The sequence below is a fragment of the Williamsia sp. genome (genome assembly GCF_036566845.1).
Classification (GTDB): domain Bacteria; phylum Actinomycetota; class Actinomycetes; order Mycobacteriales; family Mycobacteriaceae; genus Williamsia.
This window is the reverse complement of record NZ_DATCVM010000151.1, coordinates 1-17,951: the sequence shown is the minus strand read 5'-3', so window position 1 is coordinate 17,951 and position 17,951 is coordinate 1. Positions and strand designations below refer to the sequence as shown.

6 protein-coding genes are annotated in these 17,951 nt (G+C 63.2%); 4 read left to right on the top strand and 2 right to left on the bottom strand.

Going from position 1 to position 17,951, the window contains the following annotated elements; all coding sequences use genetic code 11:
- Window positions 1–136: 136 nt before the first annotated feature.
- Window positions 137–880, bottom strand: coding sequence for an AMP-binding protein (locus tag VIQ49_RS14540; RefSeq protein WP_331885772.1), 744 nt, complete (start codon window positions 878–880; stop codon window positions 137–139).
- Between the two features lie 299 nt (window positions 881–1,179).
- Window positions 1,180–3,045 (bottom strand): siderophore-interacting protein, encoded by a 1,866-nt coding sequence (locus VIQ49_RS14535; RefSeq protein ID WP_331885770.1) that lies wholly within the window; start codon window positions 3,043–3,045, stop codon window positions 1,180–1,182.
- A gap of 183 nt (window positions 3,046–3,228) precedes the next feature.
- Here VIQ49_RS14535 and entS point away from each other — a divergent pair, with 183 nt between their 5' ends.
- From entS to VIQ49_RS14515, 4 genes are all read left to right on the top strand, one after another.
- Window positions 3,229–4,479 carry an enterobactin transporter EntS gene (gene entS, locus VIQ49_RS14530; RefSeq protein WP_331885768.1) on the top strand — a complete coding sequence of 417 codons (1,251 nt, stop codon included), beginning with the start codon at window positions 3,229–3,231 and terminating at the stop codon, window positions 4,477–4,479.
- A 127-nt stretch (window positions 4,480–4,606) separates the two neighbouring features.
- Window positions 4,607–5,935 (top strand): salicylate synthase, encoded by a 1,329-nt coding sequence (locus tag VIQ49_RS14525; protein WP_331885766.1) that lies wholly within the window; start codon window positions 4,607–4,609, stop codon window positions 5,933–5,935.
- Between the two features lie 53 nt (window positions 5,936–5,988).
- Window positions 5,989–9,498 (top strand): amino acid adenylation domain-containing protein, encoded by a 3,510-nt coding sequence (locus tag VIQ49_RS14520; protein ID WP_331885764.1) that lies wholly within the window; start codon window positions 5,989–5,991, stop codon window positions 9,496–9,498.
- Window positions 9,499–9,581: 83 nt separating this feature from the next.
- The coding region (locus tag VIQ49_RS14515) for an amino acid adenylation domain-containing protein (protein ID WP_331885762.1) at window positions 9,582–17,951 on the top strand (8,370 nt) is incomplete at its 3' end.

Genomic DNA, 17,951 nt, shown 5'->3' with positions numbered 1-17,951 from the left:
CCAACCTCGACGAACCCCGGGACCACGCCAGAAGCTGTTCACGCTCGCCGCCGGTCAGAAGAAACTCGGCACCACACCCGAAATCCGCCACCCCGATATCATAGGCAATTAAGACGAAGATTTCAGGACCGGCACACTAGTAGATCGCATCCCGCCCGAGTGACTGCGGGGCCCCACCACTTCCACCCACGACCACGGCCACCGATTCGAGGACGCCGCCGTAGCCACGCGGTTCCTGGATAACCTGCACACACGACCCCGACGTGGCACAGGCCAACAGGAGCAGGACGGCGCACGGGCAACTCCACGGCCCACAGACCATCACACGCGATTCGGGGCCGAGTTCGAGACCGACCGAAAGCGCAGCCGTACGGGCTCCGACCTCGACCGACGACCGGAACCGAAAACCGAGTTCGTTCAAGAAGAGTCCGCCTTCGACATGCAGCGGAGAATCCACCGATACGACAACGAGTGTGAACACTTCAGCGACGTCGAACATCGGGCAGAACGCTTCGCCCGAGATCAGCGCAACGGCCTCCTCCAGCACCGCGTCCTGCTCTCGGTGAAAGATGATGTGGTGGAGGTCCAATTCACCTGCTCCACGCAGGGATACATCGTCGAACGGATCAATCGGTACCATCACGGCGTCGAGACGGGCCAGAACATGAAAGGCCAGGACGAACTCCCAGCCATCGGTGATGCACACGCCGATCCGCGCTCTCGGTTGCACTCCCCGAGCAACCAGTTCTTCGCGGAGCCATTCGACGGACTCATCGAGTCGCTCGAAGTCGGTCTCGAAGCCGTCACACGACACCGCCGGCCGAAAGGGGTGCCGATCGACGGCCTCATCGAGCACTGCGTTCAGATCGAAGACACTCATTCGCGCCCCATCGTCGTTGACAAACTTCTCTAACGTTGCGAGCACCGTTTTTGGAGCACCCAGAAACCTTCCGAGGCAAGGCTAGCCTTAGTGTGAGTAAAAAATCCAGGGTAAGTCTGCGACATTTCCTGCTCACGTCGAATGTCTACAAAAAACACTGCCTACATGGCCAACAATCGCAGCCCGAAGGGGATGAAACAAGGTTCACCCACTCCACGCCACAGCTGCAATAGCTATCGAAGAATAGGAAAAAATGCGACGTTCACCCGAGTGAAAATCAGGCCGAATAACAACGCGCTCTAGGTTTGAGCAGGCGTCAAAACATATAACGTGTTTCCCCATCCAACCGTCTGAAAGTTCTCGACGATCAGGTTCGCACCGGCAAAAACGGCACGGAGCTCGCAGTCGTCGCGATGACCTGATCCATACAGCGACAGGTGGAGAAGATCGTATTCAGCCGCATGCTCGTCCAAGGTCTCGGTGTCGAACGGGTCCTCCAGCACCATGATCCGGCCACCGGGTTCAAGATCGGCCGCCGCCGAACGCAGCAGGGCGATCGCGTCGGCATCGTTGAACTGATCAAGCCAACGCACGAACATGGTGGCGTCCGAGGCCGGAAGACTTTCGTCGAGCCCCTGTTCGCGCAAAGCGATTCGAGCCAACTGTTCCGGGCTCTCGACCGAACGGGGCATGTCCTCCTTCAAATACGCGATTTGCGCCGGCAAGCCGACGATGGTCACCCGGACATCGGCATGCGCCCCGGTGAGCGCTCGGGCAATCGGTCCGGCGCCGTCGGATCGCACCACGACATGTTTTATCGGGCCCAACAGGTCGGAGGCAGCCAGCGGTTGGGCGATGAACTGGGCAAAATCAGCAATGTTCTCAAGGAGCTTCGCCTCGTACCATTGTTCCTGCCGCAGCTCGGAGTATTCGTTTCCGGTCACTGACGCATAGGACGCGCGGCCGGTCTTGACAGCTTCGAAGATCCCAAAATAGGCCAGCTCCTGCCGTCCGACCGGTCCATCACGATGAAGGATGTCGACCACGAAATCGGTGGTGAGGAACTCGCCGCTGTCACTGAGGCGATAGTGCCCCGGCCTCTCGGCGCTTTCGAGGATCTCGATGGCAGTCAGATAGCGCAGGAGTTTGCCCACCGCCACCTCGTCGGCAGACGCGGCCTCTGCCAACTCGACTGCTCCGGTAATGCCCCGCGAGATCGCATCGGGCAGTCCCAAACTCACCGCGGCTCGAATTGCCAGCGGGGGCAGCAGGTCTGCCATCTCGTGCAACTTCTCGAAGGCTTCTTCGTTCTTGTCCGGGTCCGGCACAGTCGGATCATCGGCCAGGGTGACCACATCGGCGTGCCGCCAATAGCCGGTGAACTCCACGAATTCTTTTCCCACACCCCGCTTCTCGACGAGGTGTCGACGAATCTTCTTGGTCACGGTGGCTTCTCCGGCGATCCACGCGTATACCGAGCCATCCCACCACTGCACATTCTCGACCGCATCGATCAGGAGGTCGGTGGTCCCCGCGGTCGCGCCCTGTCGATCGAGCCAGGTGACCTGCACGTTCGGGTGGTCGGGCAAGTCGATCCGGTGAGCCGCTTCGGCGATCTCGACGAATACTTGTGCCCGGGTATCGGCAGACATCTCGTCCATCCATCGTGCGATGGCCGGTAGAGCGGTCTCGTCGCCGACGATCAGCAACCAGTCGATGCCAGAAGGCGGTTGGCGCATGGCCGCCGGGCCGGTGATGTGGATGGTGTCACCGGGTTGTGCCCGATACGCCCAAGTGGTGGCCATCCCGGAACCGTGTTTGACGAAGTCGATAGTCAACTCGGCCGAGGCCGGATCCCATCGCCGAATGGTGTAGGCCCGCCAGATCGGCCGCCGGTCCTTCGGCATCGAGAACGTGCCGTCGAGCTGAATCGGTAGCACCGGCGTGTCCTCGCCCGGGTAGGGCAGGATCAATCGCACGTCATCGTCGAAACCCTCCGACCGCAGTGGCGGTTGAGGCAACCCGTTAGCCGAGGTGAAACCACCCAATTGCGGACCGGTCAACGTGATCCGCCGCAGCCCCGGAGTGACGTCCACGATCCGGAGGACGTTCAACTCGCGAACGGAAATCGGGTACACAACCGGTTCACGAATGGTCTTGGGCATCATGCTCCTGAGTGGTTCGGTGAGCGCCTTCGAAGACCCGCACCTCCCGGCGGGTTTAGGCCAGACAAACCTAACATCAGATAACGATCATGGCCAGGAACAACGACTGAACAGAACATACCCCTTCATGGAGGTTTTAATGTGTAGGCTATTTTTCGATGACATTCCAACGTTAGGTTGTTGATGCCGATCAGCAAGATCCTCCTCGATATCAGTCCGTTGCGCGAGAGTCGCCCCTTCCGGAACATCGTCATCGCAAGGGCGATCACGATATTCGGCATCGGCATGCTGATGGTCGCGGTCCCGGTACAGATCTACACAATCACGGGATCGAGCACCCAGGTGGGAGCGGTCGCGACAACAACCGGCATCGCCACGTTCGTCGGATCGCTTGTCGGCGGCGTACTCGCCGATCGCAACGACCGGCGGGCACTGATCCTCTGGAGCCGAGCGCTGTGCGGGCTGGCGTTTGCCGGCCTGGCAGCCAACGCGATGCTCGACGCTCCCAATGTCCTTGCGATCTATGTACTCGGCGCCATCGACGGCGGCATCGGGGCAATCAGCTTCACCGCCCTGCTCGCCGCGACGCCTGCACTGATCCCCACCGACAAGTACGCAGCCGCTGCCGCCATCAACGGACTGACCGGTGAGGTGGGGACGATGACCGCGCCGGCGCTCGGCGGCCTGGTCATCGCAGCCGGCGGTGTCACCTGGAACTACGGCGCCGCTGCCCTGGGTATCTTCCTGACACTCCCACTCCTGTCCAGTGTCCCACCCATGCAACCGGAAGACACTGAACCCACACACCCGATGCGATCCCTCCTCGATGGCCTGAACTTCGCCTGGACCCGCCCGGCGATCCGGTCGGTCCTGTTCATCGGCGTCATCGCCCTACTCGGCACCGGAGTCACGGTTCTCATCCCCGCACTGGTCGATCAACACTTCGACAACGATCCCAGGGCCGCCGGATTGCTCTACTCCGGCATCGCGCTCGGCGCCGGGATCGGCTCGGTCACCAGCGGCTGGGTGGCCACCTTCGAACGCAAAGGTCTTCTTGTGCTGCTGGCCGCGTGCGCGGGTCTGGCAGTCACTTCCTTTGTCGCCGTCGCCGCATGGTTGTGGCTCACCTTCCTGCTCCTGGTCGCGGCGGGGCTGGCCATCAGCATTCGAGGCATCCTCGAGTTCACTCTGCTACAACGCGATACACCCGATCACTTCCGCGGGCGGGTCAACAGCGTATGGAGCGCCCTGACCGTTCTCGGCGCCGCAGTCGGTTCCATGCTCGCCGGAATCCTCGGCTCGGTGATGGACCCTCCGGCCGCCATCGCCGTGTACGGCGCCACCCTCACCGTCGTCGCGATCGCCGGACTGCTCTCGTTCGGACACCTGCGGACCTGGCGCGACCTCCCAGAGCCCGCGGCAAAACACAGCTGAGCGCTCCTCCCGTGCAGTGCTCCTACCCAAACTAGCCATTTCTGTATAGGCTGAGTGGCACTGGCGAGCTACTCGGCGACACCCGCGACGCGTTCGCCCCATTCACGCTGGAGAGGGGCAATACTCGGTGCTGGACACGGAACCGTTACCGGCGACCACCTTTGCGCGTTCATTGCGAGCGGTCACCGCCCTCGCTCGATCCGCCGCGTACGAGACCTACCTCTGTTACGAACATCAGGGCCAGTGGACCGTGGCGATCGGGACGCTCGGAACCGTCGACCTGACGAGCAGTACGACGCGCACCGAGTGGGGGTCCGAACCACCGCACGTTGCCGCATGGTCCGGCGATCCGGTAGCTGCACTCCATGATGCGCTGGGCGCGCTCCCCACGCTGGAATGGGAGGTATTCGGTTGGATTGGTTTCGATTTCGCGCGTTCCGTACACAAAATCGAGAGCTCGGCCGACTCGCCGGAGACCACCCTGGCGCATCTGCTGGTACCCGAGATGGTGGCGCGATTCGAATCAATCGACGATCCCGTCATCTTCAGAGGCGGAACACCCGAGCAGCGAACCCGGTTCACCGACTTGCTGACCTCACCGCCGCAGTCCGAACACCCCTCACCCGAGCCCGTCGACGTCCGGATCGACCATGACGATTTCCGCGGGCGTGCAGCCCAGGCGATCGACGAGATCGGTTCCGGTCAGTACCGCAAGGTCATCCTCTCGCGCAAGATTCCCGTGCCTTACCCCGTGGATCTGCCGCAGACCTACCAACTCGGGCGAATCGGCAACAACCCGCAGCGATCGTTCCTATTCAGGACAGGCGGCCTCGCCGCAGCCGGATTCAGCCCGGAACTTGTTGTATCGGTCGATCTTTCCCGAACGGTGACAACCACACCACTGGCCGGCACCCGGGCCCTGGGAAATGGCGTACTTGCCGACAGAACCGCTCGGGACGAACTCGAGAACGATCCGAAGGAGATCTCGGAGCATGCCGTCTCCGTGCGCACGGCCTACCGCGAGATCGAGTCGATCTCCGATACCGGCACGGCCAAGGTGCTCGACTTCATGGCAGTGTCCGAACGCGGAAGCGTGCAGCATCTGGCGTCGACGGTGTCAGGGCAGCTCCGCGAGGACCTGACACCGTGGGACGCCCTGGCCGCGGTCTTCCCGGCAGTCACCGCCTCTGGAATCCCGAAACGTGCGGCAGTCGATGCCATCTACCGCCTCGATGAGCAACCTCGTGGGCTGTATTCGGGCGCCATTATCACCGCGTCCTCCGAGGGCTCTCTCGAAGCCGCCCTGGCACTGCGAACCGTGGTCGAACAAGACGGCAACGCCTGGCTCCGGGCCGGCGCCGGCATCGTCGAACAATCCACTCCCGACCGAGAATTCGAAGAGACTTGCGAAAAGCTGAGCAGCGTGGCGCCCTATGTGGTCCGTCGAAACCGATGACCGCCGAGGGGACCAGTTCACGACGACTCATGACCGGAGGACACGGAGACAACATGCACACAGCCCGAACCGGACAACTGACCGAACAAGAAGTTCGCGAAACCGTGGCCGAGAAGCTCGGAATACCAACGGATTCAATCGATAATCAGGTGAACTTGATCTCGATGGGCCTTGATTCGGTCACCATGATGAAGCTGTCAGGTCAATGGCGACGCCGCGGGACGAACGTCAAGTTCGCCACTCTGGCCCAGGAACCCACACTCGCCGCCTGGTTCGGCCTGCTCGGTTGCCTCACAGACTCCGCCGAGCCGGAGCCGGCCACCACCGAACCGGACCACAACGGATCCGGCGTCGACCACGTCGTCACCGACGAACCGTTTGCGCTGGCATCGATGCAGCACGCCTACTGGGTGGGCCGTCAGGACGGACAAACCCTCGGTGGTGTGGCCGCACATCTGTACGTAGAGTTCGACGGATCCGGCGTCGACCCGCAGCGCCTCGAACATGCCTGTTCGGCGTTGGCCCAGCGGCATCGGATGCTCCGCACCCGATTTCTCGACGACGGGCTCCAGCAGGTACTGCCGAAACCGCCCGCCGATGTGTTTTCCGTCCGCGACCTGCGGACCACAGATGACCAGGAACTCGAGGGCGAACTCGATCAGATCCGACACCTCAAGACTCACCAGCGGATGGATGTCAGCGCCGGGCAGGGCCTCGACGTCACCCTGACACTCCTGCCGGACAACACAACCCGGCTCCACATCGACGTCGACATGCTGGTGGCGGATGCGATGAGCTACCGCACCCTGATGTCAGACCTGGCCACGCTGTATCGCGACCCCGACACCGACCTCGGGACACTCGACTACACATATCAGCACTATCTCGACGACCACCGCCTGGCGACAACATCGGCGGAACAAGACCGACGGTGGTGGGCCGACCGGGTCCCCGAACTCCCGGATCCACCTCAGCTGCCGCTCGTGCCGACAGCTGAGCGCACCGGCCCCGCCGACTCCGTCCGATACGCACATTGGCTCTCACCCGAACATGTGGACAGGCTGTTCACGCGGGCCCGCGAGTACTCGGTGACGCCCGCGATGGTGTTGGCCGCCATGTTCGCCGAAGTGGTCGGGAGATGGTCCAGCAGTTCACATTTCCTGCTGAATCTCCCGCTGTTCGATCGCGAACCCTATCATCGCGACGTCGATAAACTGGTGGGTGACTTCACGAACTCGCTGATGCTCGACGTGGATCTACGCACTGACCGCTCCTTTTTCGATGCGGTGTCGAAGCTACAGAGGACCGCGCACAACAGCGCGCTGCATTCGGGCTACTCGGGCCTGGACATCTTGCGTGACCTCGGCCGCCATCGCGGTGAACCCGTGATCGCCCCGGTCGTCTACACCAGCGGCCTCAATTTGGGCGAGTTGTTCGCCGACGTTGTCGAATCGGAGTTCGGACAACCGAAGTGGATCATCTCGCAAGGACCTCAGGTCGTGCTCGACGCCCAGGTCGCCGAACTACACGGCGGGGTACTCCTGAATTGGGATGCCCGGCGTGATGCCATTGTTCCCGCAGTGGCCGACGCCATGTTCGACCACTACCGCTCGATCCTCGAGCGTGTACTCGATCCCGGATGCGACTGGAAATCCACCCGTTTCGCCGACCTCCCACCTACCCAGGCGCAGGTCCGCCGCAAGGTCAACTCGACCGCAGTGGATCTTCCGGCGCGCACGTTGCACCACGCCTTCTTCTCCCACGCCGCCACGACCCCAGATCGTCCGGCACTTTTGTGGGACAACAACAACGAGCTGCGATACTCCAAACTTGCCCAGCAATCCCTCGCGGTCGCCGGCGCACTGTCGGCCCAGGGCATCGGCCCTGGCGACACAGTTGCCGTCCGTGTCGCCAAGGGCCACAGGCAGGTGATCGCAGTTCTCGGCGTGCTCGCAGCAGGTGCCACGTATCTGCCGATCGGAGCAGATCAGCCCGCGGCACGACAGCAGCTGATCTTCGACCAGGGCGATGTCCGGTTGGTACTGATCGATCGGCCTGATGCCGAACTGTCGGGGTTGGTAGATGAATTGGGGATCAGCGAGGCAATCGCGTACGAAAGCCCTTTGCCGAGCCCTGTTGTCACCGTTCCGACCGATATTGCCTATGTCCTGTTCACGTCGGGATCCACCGGCCGGCCGAAGGGCGTCGAGGTGACGCACTCTGCAGCGGCCAACACCATCGACGGGATCATCCATCACTTCGGGTTCGACGACACCGACCGAACACTGGCGCTGTCCGCGCTCGAGTTCGATCTGTCGGTCTTCGACATCTTCGCCCCGCTGAGTCTGGGCGGCGCGGTAGTGTCGGTCGCCGCCGATCACGTCAATGAAGCTGTGGCCTGGGCGCAGACAGTGCAGCGATCGGGTGTGACCGTGCTGAACTGCGCGCCCGGCCTCTTGGACATGCTCCTGACCGTCGGCGACCACGACCAACTCAACGGACTGCGAACGGTTGTCGTCGGCGGGGACTGGGTGGGGGTCGACCTACCGGGCCGGTTGCGGGAACTGGCACCGACAGCACGCTTCGCCGGACTCGGCGGCGCGACGGAGACTGCGATCCACTCCACCGTCTGCGAGGTGTCCGGACCCGTTCCGGCCGAGTGGAAAGCGGTTCCCTACGGCACTCCGCTACCCAACGTCCAGTGCCGCATTGTCGACGATCGAGGACTCGACTGCCCCGACCGGGTGACCGGTGAGCTCTGGATCGGCGGCGCCTCGGTGGCGCTGGGCTATCGCGGCGACCCCGAGCGGACCAGCGACCGATTCGTCGAACACGAAGGCGTGCACTGGTATCGGACCGGTGATCTGGCCCGATACCAGGACGACGGGTCCATCGAGTTCCTGGGCCGCGGCGATCATCAGGTCAAAATTCGCGGTTACCGGGTCGAGCTGGGCGAAGTCGAAGCCGCTCTGCGGACAGTCGACGGCGTGGCACATGCCGTCGCCGCGGTGATCGGTAGTGGCCCTTCGAACCGACTGGCAGCAGTGGTCGCCGCCCAATCCCTGGTGCCCGATCCCGAATTCTTCCGGCGACAGGCCGCACAGCGTCTGCCCGACTACATGGTCCCGGAACAGGTCGTGGTGCTCGATGCGATGCCGTTGACACCCAACGGGAAAATCGATCGCAAGAAGGTCATCGCGCTGATCGACCTCGGTGCAGGAGGTGACGATTTCGCCGAACCGACCACAGATCTCGAAGCCGCGCTGGTACACATCGTCGAAGCAGTCCTCGAGAAGGACCGGGTCGGGATCGACGATGACTTCTTCGCCTCCGGCGGCGACTCCATTCTGGCCACAACGGTGATCGCCCGTACCCGCGGTCTGCTGTCCGTCGGCAACGCGAACATCACCGATGTCTTCGCGGCCCGCACGATTCGCGCCCTTGCCGCGCGCCTCATCGACAAACAGACGACCTCCGGGCGCCTGGAACAGATCGCCGCCATCTACCTCGACATCGCCGGCCTGGCGTCGCCGGAGCTCCCTCGCGCGGCATCTGTGAGCTGAACCCCGTACACCCGAATCAGATCGACTCGGTTCGACTCCGATTCGTTTCACTTCTATGACGATCAATTGTGAGGTTCAAGAGCGTGACGTCTTTGGATGATCTGCAGGCACTGATGGCGGCACGGATCGAAGCTGCGGGCCTCGACGAGGCGGGTGCGCGGATCCCGCCGCGCGCCGACCGGCACCGTGCCGAGCTGTCGTTCGCGCAGCGCCGAATCTGGATGCACCAGCAGTTGTACCCGGACAGCGTCGCCTACAACGTCTGCCTGTGCCTGTATTTCACCGGGACCGTCGATGACGATGCACTCGCGACGGCGTTCGAAACGTTGGCGCACCAGAACGAAGCACTGCGCACCACGTTCCACGACGAGAACGGCAGTCTCCATCAGCGAATTCACGAAGCGATGCCCCTGATCATCGACCGAACCGATCTGGCTCATCTGAACGCCGATGCATCGGCAGGGGCGGTGCAGGCCCTGGCATACACCCAGGCCCGCACGCCGTTCGACCTCTCCCTAGAAGCCCCGATGCGGGTCACCTTCGTCCGCACCGCCGCCGATTCCGTGACCGTCATCTTGACGGTGCAGCACATAGCCTGGGACGGAATGACATTCGCCGCTCTGTCGAGGAGTGTCGAACGGACGTATCGACAACTGGTGTCCGGACGACAATCGGTGAACGGCCATGTTCCGACCACACAGGTTGCCGACCACGCCGACTGGGAGCAGAGCCACTTCCGCCGCCTCGACGACACCGAACAATTCAGGTTCTGGGAAGGGCAGCTCCAGCCGGAGCCTCCGCCCCTGATGTTGCCGACGGACAAGCCTGCGCCCCCGGTATTGTCCGAACGCGGCGCCCGTGTGGATCGCCGCATGGATCCCCGTTGTGCACAGGGACTCACCGCACTGTCCACAAGGCTGGGAACCACCCCCTACACAGTTTTCCTGACCACCTACTATCTGTTGCTGTCGAGGTTCTCGGGTTCCACCGACGTCACAGTCGGTACCGCGGTCGCCAACCGGGACGATCCGGGACTGGAAGACCTCATCGGGAACTTCGGAAACACCCTGGCCCTACGCGCCGACTTGCAGATGAACAACTCGTTCGCGCAAACAGTGCACCAGGTGCAGGCGATCACAGAAGCCGCCTTCGCCCACCAAGACTACCCATTCGACCGGATTGTCGAGCGGCTCAACCCGATTCGAGCATTGGGTCAACCCGTCTTCTTTCAGGCGATGTTGCTGTTCCTGACCCAGGACATCGAGGGCCCGCAGCTGCCAGGGTGTTCCACCGGGTGGACACGCGTCGACAACCACAGCGCGCAGCTTCCGCTGGCACTGGAGGTCTTCCTCCGGGACGGACAGATGGACGTCGAGGCAACCTACGCCACCGACCTGTTCGATGCACAGACCATCACGAGGATGCTCGACTACCTGGAGGAACTCCTGGTCGCCATCGGCGACGAACCGCAGGCTCCGATCCGGCAGCTGATGGGCCTGACCACACGTGACCGAGCATTGATCGACCAGTGGTCACAGGGAGATCCCGAGTCCGAATCGACGACCCCGCCCTGCGCCCGCGTCGACGATCTCATCGCCGAACAGGCGTGCGCCACCCCTGGGTACATCGCCATCCGAGTGGGCGAGAAATCTCTGACCTACCGCGATTTCGACGTGAGGGTGAATCAGCTGGCCCGGCATCTGATCGGGCTCGGGACCCGGGTCGGCGATCGCGTCGTTGTCATGCTGTCGCGGGATGAGGCACTCCCGATCGCCCTGGCCGCGGTCGGACGCGCCGGGGCCGCGTACGTGCCCATCGATGTCACGTATCCGGGAGAACGGGTGGCATACCTGATCAGGGACTCCGACCCGGTTGTCGTACTCACCGACTCGCAGGTGGCCGAGCAGCATTCGGCCACGCTACAGGCGACCCGCGAGCGCGGGCGAGTGGTGATCGAAGTCGACGATCCCGGGCTATCGGTGGCACTGGGCGCCCACCCCGGCACCACGGTGCAGGCCGCCGAGCGTGATCGCACCATCCACCGCAATGATCCCGCACTCTTGATCTACACCTCTGGATCCACCGGTGACCCCAAGGGCGTGCTCATCTCTCAATCGGCGATCGCGAGCCGGTTACGTTGGCAGGCCGGCCGATCCGGCCCCGGCGGAGTGTTCCTGGCCAAATCGGCGATCGGATTCATTGACGCAAGTACCGAATTCCTGGGCGCGTTGACCCGCGGCGGCACCGTTGTCGTCGCAGATGCCGAGACCGCTCACGATCCGCAGCTGCTGATCAAGCAGATCAGCCGGCACGAGGTCACAGACCTCGTCACCGTTCCTGCGCTCGCTCACGCGCTCGCAACCACGCCTGGTGCGGCAGAGCATCTCTCGAGCATTCGCCGGTGGATCTGTTCAGGTGAGACATTCACCGGTGCAACGCTGGCCGCCCTGCACCGGGTGGTCCCCGATGCCCAGATCGTCAACTTCTATGGCTCGACAGAGATCACCGGAGACGCCACTGCGGTGATTGCCGCCGAACCGGGCGCCGAGTCCGAAACCACCTATGGCACAGTCGCGATCGGGTCACCGGTAGCCGGCACCGCTGCCTACGTTCTCGACCGGTTCCTTCGTCCGGCACCTCCGGGGGTCACCGGCGAACTCTATGTTGCCGGAGCACAGGTGGCCACCGGATACCACAACAGGGCCGCACTGACCGCCGAGCGGTTCGTCGCCAATCCGCTGCGCGCGTCAGCTGATCACCGACATTCCAGCCGGCTCTACCGGACCGGAGATCTGGCCCGCTGGAACCACTCCGGTCAGCTCGAATATCTGGGACGAACCGACCACCAGGTCAAACTCCGTGGATTCCGGATCGAACTGGACGAGATCCAGGTGGCGCTCGAGGCGCACCCCGACGTCAGATCAGCTGTGGCGACCACATTCCGGCGTGATCCTGATGACGAGATGTCCACCTACCTCGTCGCCTACCACACACCGACCACCGGCACCTCCTCCACTGAGCCCTCCCTGTCCGCGGCCCTCCGCGACCACATGAGCAGACTCCTCCCCCAGCACATGGTGCCGACAGTCTTTGTCGCGCTCGACAGACTTCCGACAAACGCGCACGGCAAGATCGACAAGAACTCGTTGCTGCCACCTGATTTAAATGATGGCCGACCCGTCGAGCAAGAACCGCGGACAGACACCGAACGTCGGGTCGCGGACGCCTTTCGCGATGTCCTCTCCCTCCCCGCCGCGCGCTCGCTCGATATCGACGACAACTTCTTCCACCTCGGTGGCCACTCGTTGTCGGCCACCCGCCTGGTCACCCAGCTGAACACGGCTCTCGGATCCGGCGTGACCATGAGATCGGTCTTCGAGGCTCCGACGATCGCACTTCTGGCATCCGAGGTCGATCGCCTCACGAGCAGCAGTCCGCAGGCCCCCGATGCGACCACCCCACCGGACCAGATCGTTGCCACACCACGTTCAGGGAATTCGGTGCTGTCCGCGGCGCAAGAGCGACTGTGGTTCTTCCACCAGGTCACCGGACCGACGTCGGTCTACAACATCGCTTTGGCGTTCCGAATCCACGGTCCGGTCGCTTCAGCGGCGCTGACGTCAGCGCTGAAAGATCTTGTCTCCCGCCATGAGGTGCTCCGAACCCGCTTCGATGACACCGAGCGCCGCGGCGTCGTTCAGAATGTGCTTGCGGCCGACGATGTCGATGTGCAATTCACACAGACCACGGAGTCGGACGTCTGCGTGCAGGAATTCCTGAGCGAACAGTCGACGTACTGCTTCGAACTCGATCGCGAGCTGCCCATCCGGGCTGCTCTGATCAGCCTCCACGCCGGTGGATACATCCTCTCGATCACTGTGCACCACATCGCATTCGATCAATGGTCCGGCCCGATCCTGTTCGCCGATCTCGAGCGGGCATACCGCAGCCGTACCGCCGGCCGCGCCCCGGACTGGGATCAGTTGCCCATCCACTACGCGGATTACGCTGCGTGGCAGCGGTTGTCGATGGGCACCGTTGAATCCCCGACCATCAGCGCGCAGAGCCAGCTCGAGTATTGGCAAGGAAAGCTGACCGGCATACCGGATGAGATCCCGTTGCCGACCGATCGGATGCGGCCGGCGGTATCCGATTACCGGGGGGCCTGCATCACTCTGACTCTGCCGTCGTGTCAGTTGAGGGCCCTCAAGGACACTTGCCGCAGACTTCAGGTGACCGAGTACATGGCGGCAAACACCGCAGTGGCAATCGCGCTGAATCTCAACGGCAGTGGTCTCGACATACCCGTCGGGACGCCCATTTCCGGCCGAGGCCACCCGGCGATCTCCGATCTGATCGGGTTCTTCGTCAACACCCTCGTGATCCGGAATGATCTTTCCGGCGACCACACTCTGACCGAAATGTTGTCCCGGGTTCGGCGTGACCTGCTCGACGCCTTCGACAATCAGGCCCTGCCCTTCGAACGACTGGTGGATGCGCTCAATCCCGAGCGGTCGATGGCGCGCCATCCTCTGTTTCAGACCATGGCCGTCTACCGGACCGCCACCGCGCCGCTCCGCTTCGACGACTACGACGCGGAGTTCGTCCCGTCACCGGTCTCGACATCCAAGTTCGACCTGGAGTTCGAGTTCCAGGAATCCCTCGACCAGGACCTCACGATCAATCTCATCTTCGCGACCGAGTTGTTCAACGAGGCCACCGCACACCGACTCCTCGACACCGTTGTGCGGGTCCTCACGACCATCGCCGATGATCCGGCACAGCGAATATCACAGTTGACCACGGTGTCTCCCGGCGACGAGCAGCAGCTCCGGCAGTGGTCCAGCGCTGGGACCGAGCCCGCTCCCGCCCAGACCCTCGACCGGTTACTGACCCGACGATGCGAGCAGACGCCCGATCGCATCGCGATCAATCTCGGAACGAACGCATGGACCTACCGCGACCTCTCCGCCGCCCGTAACAGGCTGGCGCGAAGCCTGATCAGCCGTGGCATCGGCGCCGGCAACCGGGTCGCGATCATGGCCCCCCGGTCTCCTGAGCTCATCGTCGCGATCACGGGTGTACTGACAACAGGTGCCGCGTATGTGCCGGTGGACCCGGCATATCCGTCGGATCGCATCGCGTACCTGCTGACCGACTCGACACCCTCCCTCGTACTCGTCATGAACGAGGCCGACCGATCGACAGCCAAGGAGCTGACCGATGTCGCTGTGGTGACGCTCGAGGAGTCGATCACCCGACATCGCGCCGACAACCCCACCAGCGATCTTCCCCTCACCCCGCAGGAACTGGTCCGGCCGCATGGCCCGACCGATACCGCCTACGTCATGTACACCTCTGGCTCCACCGGTACGCCCAAGGGCGTGATCATCAACCACGCCAACATCGTTGCACTGTTCTCCGCCACGTCATCCATGACATTCACCGACCGCGATGTCTGGACGCTGTTCCACTCGTACTCCTTCGACTTCTCGGTCTGGGAGATCTGGGGGGCACTGCTGCACGGCGGCCGATTGGTGGTCGTCGACCAGGACACCGCACGCGATCCGTCCCGCTTCGGCCAGTTGCTGCGCGACGAGCAGGTGACCGTATTGAGTCAGACGCCGTCAGCCTTCTATTCGCTCATCCACTCCGAGGAAGATCGGCCCGGCGGTCCGCCCGAGGCGTTGCGCACGATTGTATTCGGCGGCGAGGCGCTGGATTACCGCAAGATAGCCGACTGGCGAAAGCGCCATCCCGACTCGGAAGTCGGGTTGTTCAACATGTTCGGTATCACTGAGACAACGGTCCACACCACAATACATCCGATATCGATCGACGAGGGTTCCGCCGCGAGCGTCATCGGCCGTCCGCTACCGAATCTGTCGACATACGTTCTGGACGAGTACCTTCGACCGACACCACCCGGAGTCACCGGCGAACTCTACGTCGCGGGACCGCAAGTGGCCGAGGGATATTTCAATCGCCCGGCTCTGTCAGCATCACGATTCATCGCCAATCCATTCCAGGACACCAATCCGGCGCTCCGCCTCTACCGCACAGGCGATCTCGCGCGGTGGAGCACCGCGGGCACACTCGAGTACCGAGGCCGGGCAGATCAACAGGTCAAGATTCGCGGCTTCCGCATCGAACTCGACGAAATCCGGGCCGCGATGGACAGCCACCCCAGCCTGTCCCGGGCAGCAGTGATCGCATGTGAGCGGGACGCGATGGGTGCGGCGGGCCAGTATCTCGTGGGATACTGGGTCGCTGCCGACTCGGCACCGACCGCGATCTCCGCGTCTGAGCTCCGGACCCATCTGCAGTCGGTTCTGCCGGCGCACATGGTTCCCGCCCATCTGGTGGAGATTCCGGCGATACCCATGACGGCGAACGGCAAGCTGGATCGCCGCGCACTGCCCGAGCCGGCCCCGGACACTGGACACGCCGACGGCCGAGCGCCGGCCTCCGCCGTCGAGCAAAGTCTCGTGTCGGTGTACACCGACGTACTCGGACTCCCCGGGGTCACGCCCGACGATGACTTCTTCCACCTTGGCGGAGACAGCATCTCGGCCCTGGCATTGGTCCGACGAGCCCGCGTACTGGGCATAGTCATCACGCCTCCCGACGTCTTCAATCACAGGACCGTCGCCGCACTGGCAGGCATCGCAGGAACGGTCGAACCCGAAGATCAGGCAACATCGACCGCATTGCCTTCGCCGGTTCATCGCCCCACCTCCCTGACCCCGATCATGCACCGCCAGCTGGGCGGTGGGGTCGATCAGTCGGCACTGCGGCACACACTGTTGCTGGTGGCACCGCCCGACCTGGACCTCGACCGGCTTGAGCGCGCCCTGCGTGCGGTGATCGATCAGCACGCGGCACTCTCCCTGTCCATCGGACGGACAGGTGAGACGCCCACCATCGAGCACGCACCACGCGATCTCCGGGCACCACTGGTTCACCGGTTCGATGCCACCGCGCAGACCGACAGCGCGATGGGTGAGTACATCCAGCACGTCGAGGCGGAGTTGGCAGGCGGACTCGATCTCTCCTCCGGACAGTTGACACATATCGCACACTTCGACCGCGGAGACGAGCCGGGCGTATTGGCCTGGACGGTCAATCATTTCGCGGTCGACTACGTGTCATGGGACATCCTGACCGCGGACCTGCAGTCGGCATACGAAGGCAGCGACGATACTATCCCGACCACCGACCTCGCGTTCTTCACCTGGCTCGAGTTATTGAATTCACCGGCCCAGCTCGAGGTCTTCCGTCGAGACGCCAAGCACTGGATCGCAGAGCTGAACGCCGCGGCGCCGCTGAATGCGACAACCGACCCGACGCCGGTGGCCGAGCAACAGGTGCTCCGCGTGACGCTGCCCCATGCCCTGAGCGCGCGTCTTGTGTCCGAACCGCCGAGACTAGGCAGTTCGACCAACAATGTACTGCTCGCGGGACTCGCTGTGGCCCTGCAGAGATGGCGCGCAACCCGATCGATGCCCGCGACCCCCGGCCTCCTGATCGACGTCGAAGGACATGGCCGCTCGGCGTCGCTCGCCGGTCCGGCGCTCGAGACCACGGTGGGCTGGTTCACCACGGTCCGGCCCGTCGCGGTCCGGGTGTCGACCGACGACGCGACCGCGATCACCGGTTCGTCACTGCCGGATCTGGATTGCGTCGTCGCGGCGAACGCGGCGATGGAGGCGATCCCCAACGATGGCATCAGTTACGGTGCGCTACGTCACCTCGATCCCGAATCGATGACCCTGTTTGCCGAACTCTCGAACGCCGACGTGCAATTCAATTATGGCGGGATCGTGACCGCTTCTGCCCACCACCAGGTGAGTGCGTGGACCACACCGCACTTCCTCCCGCGTCTCATCGCAACGACACCGGCCCTGACGCCACTGTCGCACGCCCTCACCGTCGACATCGTCGGGCAACGTTCATCCCAACACACCGAGATCGGATTCTCGTTCACCGGCGACCGCACATTCACCGCCGAAAGCCTGCAGGAGCTGGCGGCAGGCTTCGAAGCCGTATTGGAATCGATCTCACAGACGCTGACCGCACTACCCGAGAACACATCACTCGCTGATCGTCTGACACCGCAGGCGGTGTCACCGATGGCCAACCAGCATCGTCTGCGCCTGTCCGGCATCCCACTCGATCGATTTGTCCTCACCGAGGTGGTCGACCTCGACGGCCGCGATGATCTGGACCTTCAACGCTTGGAACTGGCCGTGTACTCAGTGATCTCACAACAGGATTCACTGCGCCAGCGACTCGTCGCGAAGAATCGGCTGCTCTGGACGATGGAGGTGATCGAGCCATCGGCACACCAAACGCAGGCGATGTCTTCCGTGCACCACCTGCCGCAGCAGACCCGGCAGGATGCGCTCGACACCGTCGCGGACCACATGCGAGAACAGATCGATGCCCTGGCG

Excerpts from the sequence above, each read along its gene's own strand:
- VIQ49_RS14535 (WP_331885770.1), bottom strand. The coding sequence starts at position 3,045 with ATGCCCAAGACCATTCGTGAACCGGTTGTGTACCCGATTTCCGTTCGC.
- VIQ49_RS14540 (WP_331885772.1), bottom strand. The coding sequence starts at position 880 with ATGAGTGTCTTCGATCTGAACGCAGTGCTCGATGAGGCCGTCGATCGG.
- entS (WP_331885768.1), top strand. The coding sequence starts at position 3,229 with ATGCCGATCAGCAAGATCCTCCTCGATATCAGTCCGTTGCGCGAGAGT.
- VIQ49_RS14520 (WP_331885764.1), top strand. The coding sequence starts at position 5,989 with ATGCACACAGCCCGAACCGGACAACTGACCGAACAAGAAGTTCGCGAA.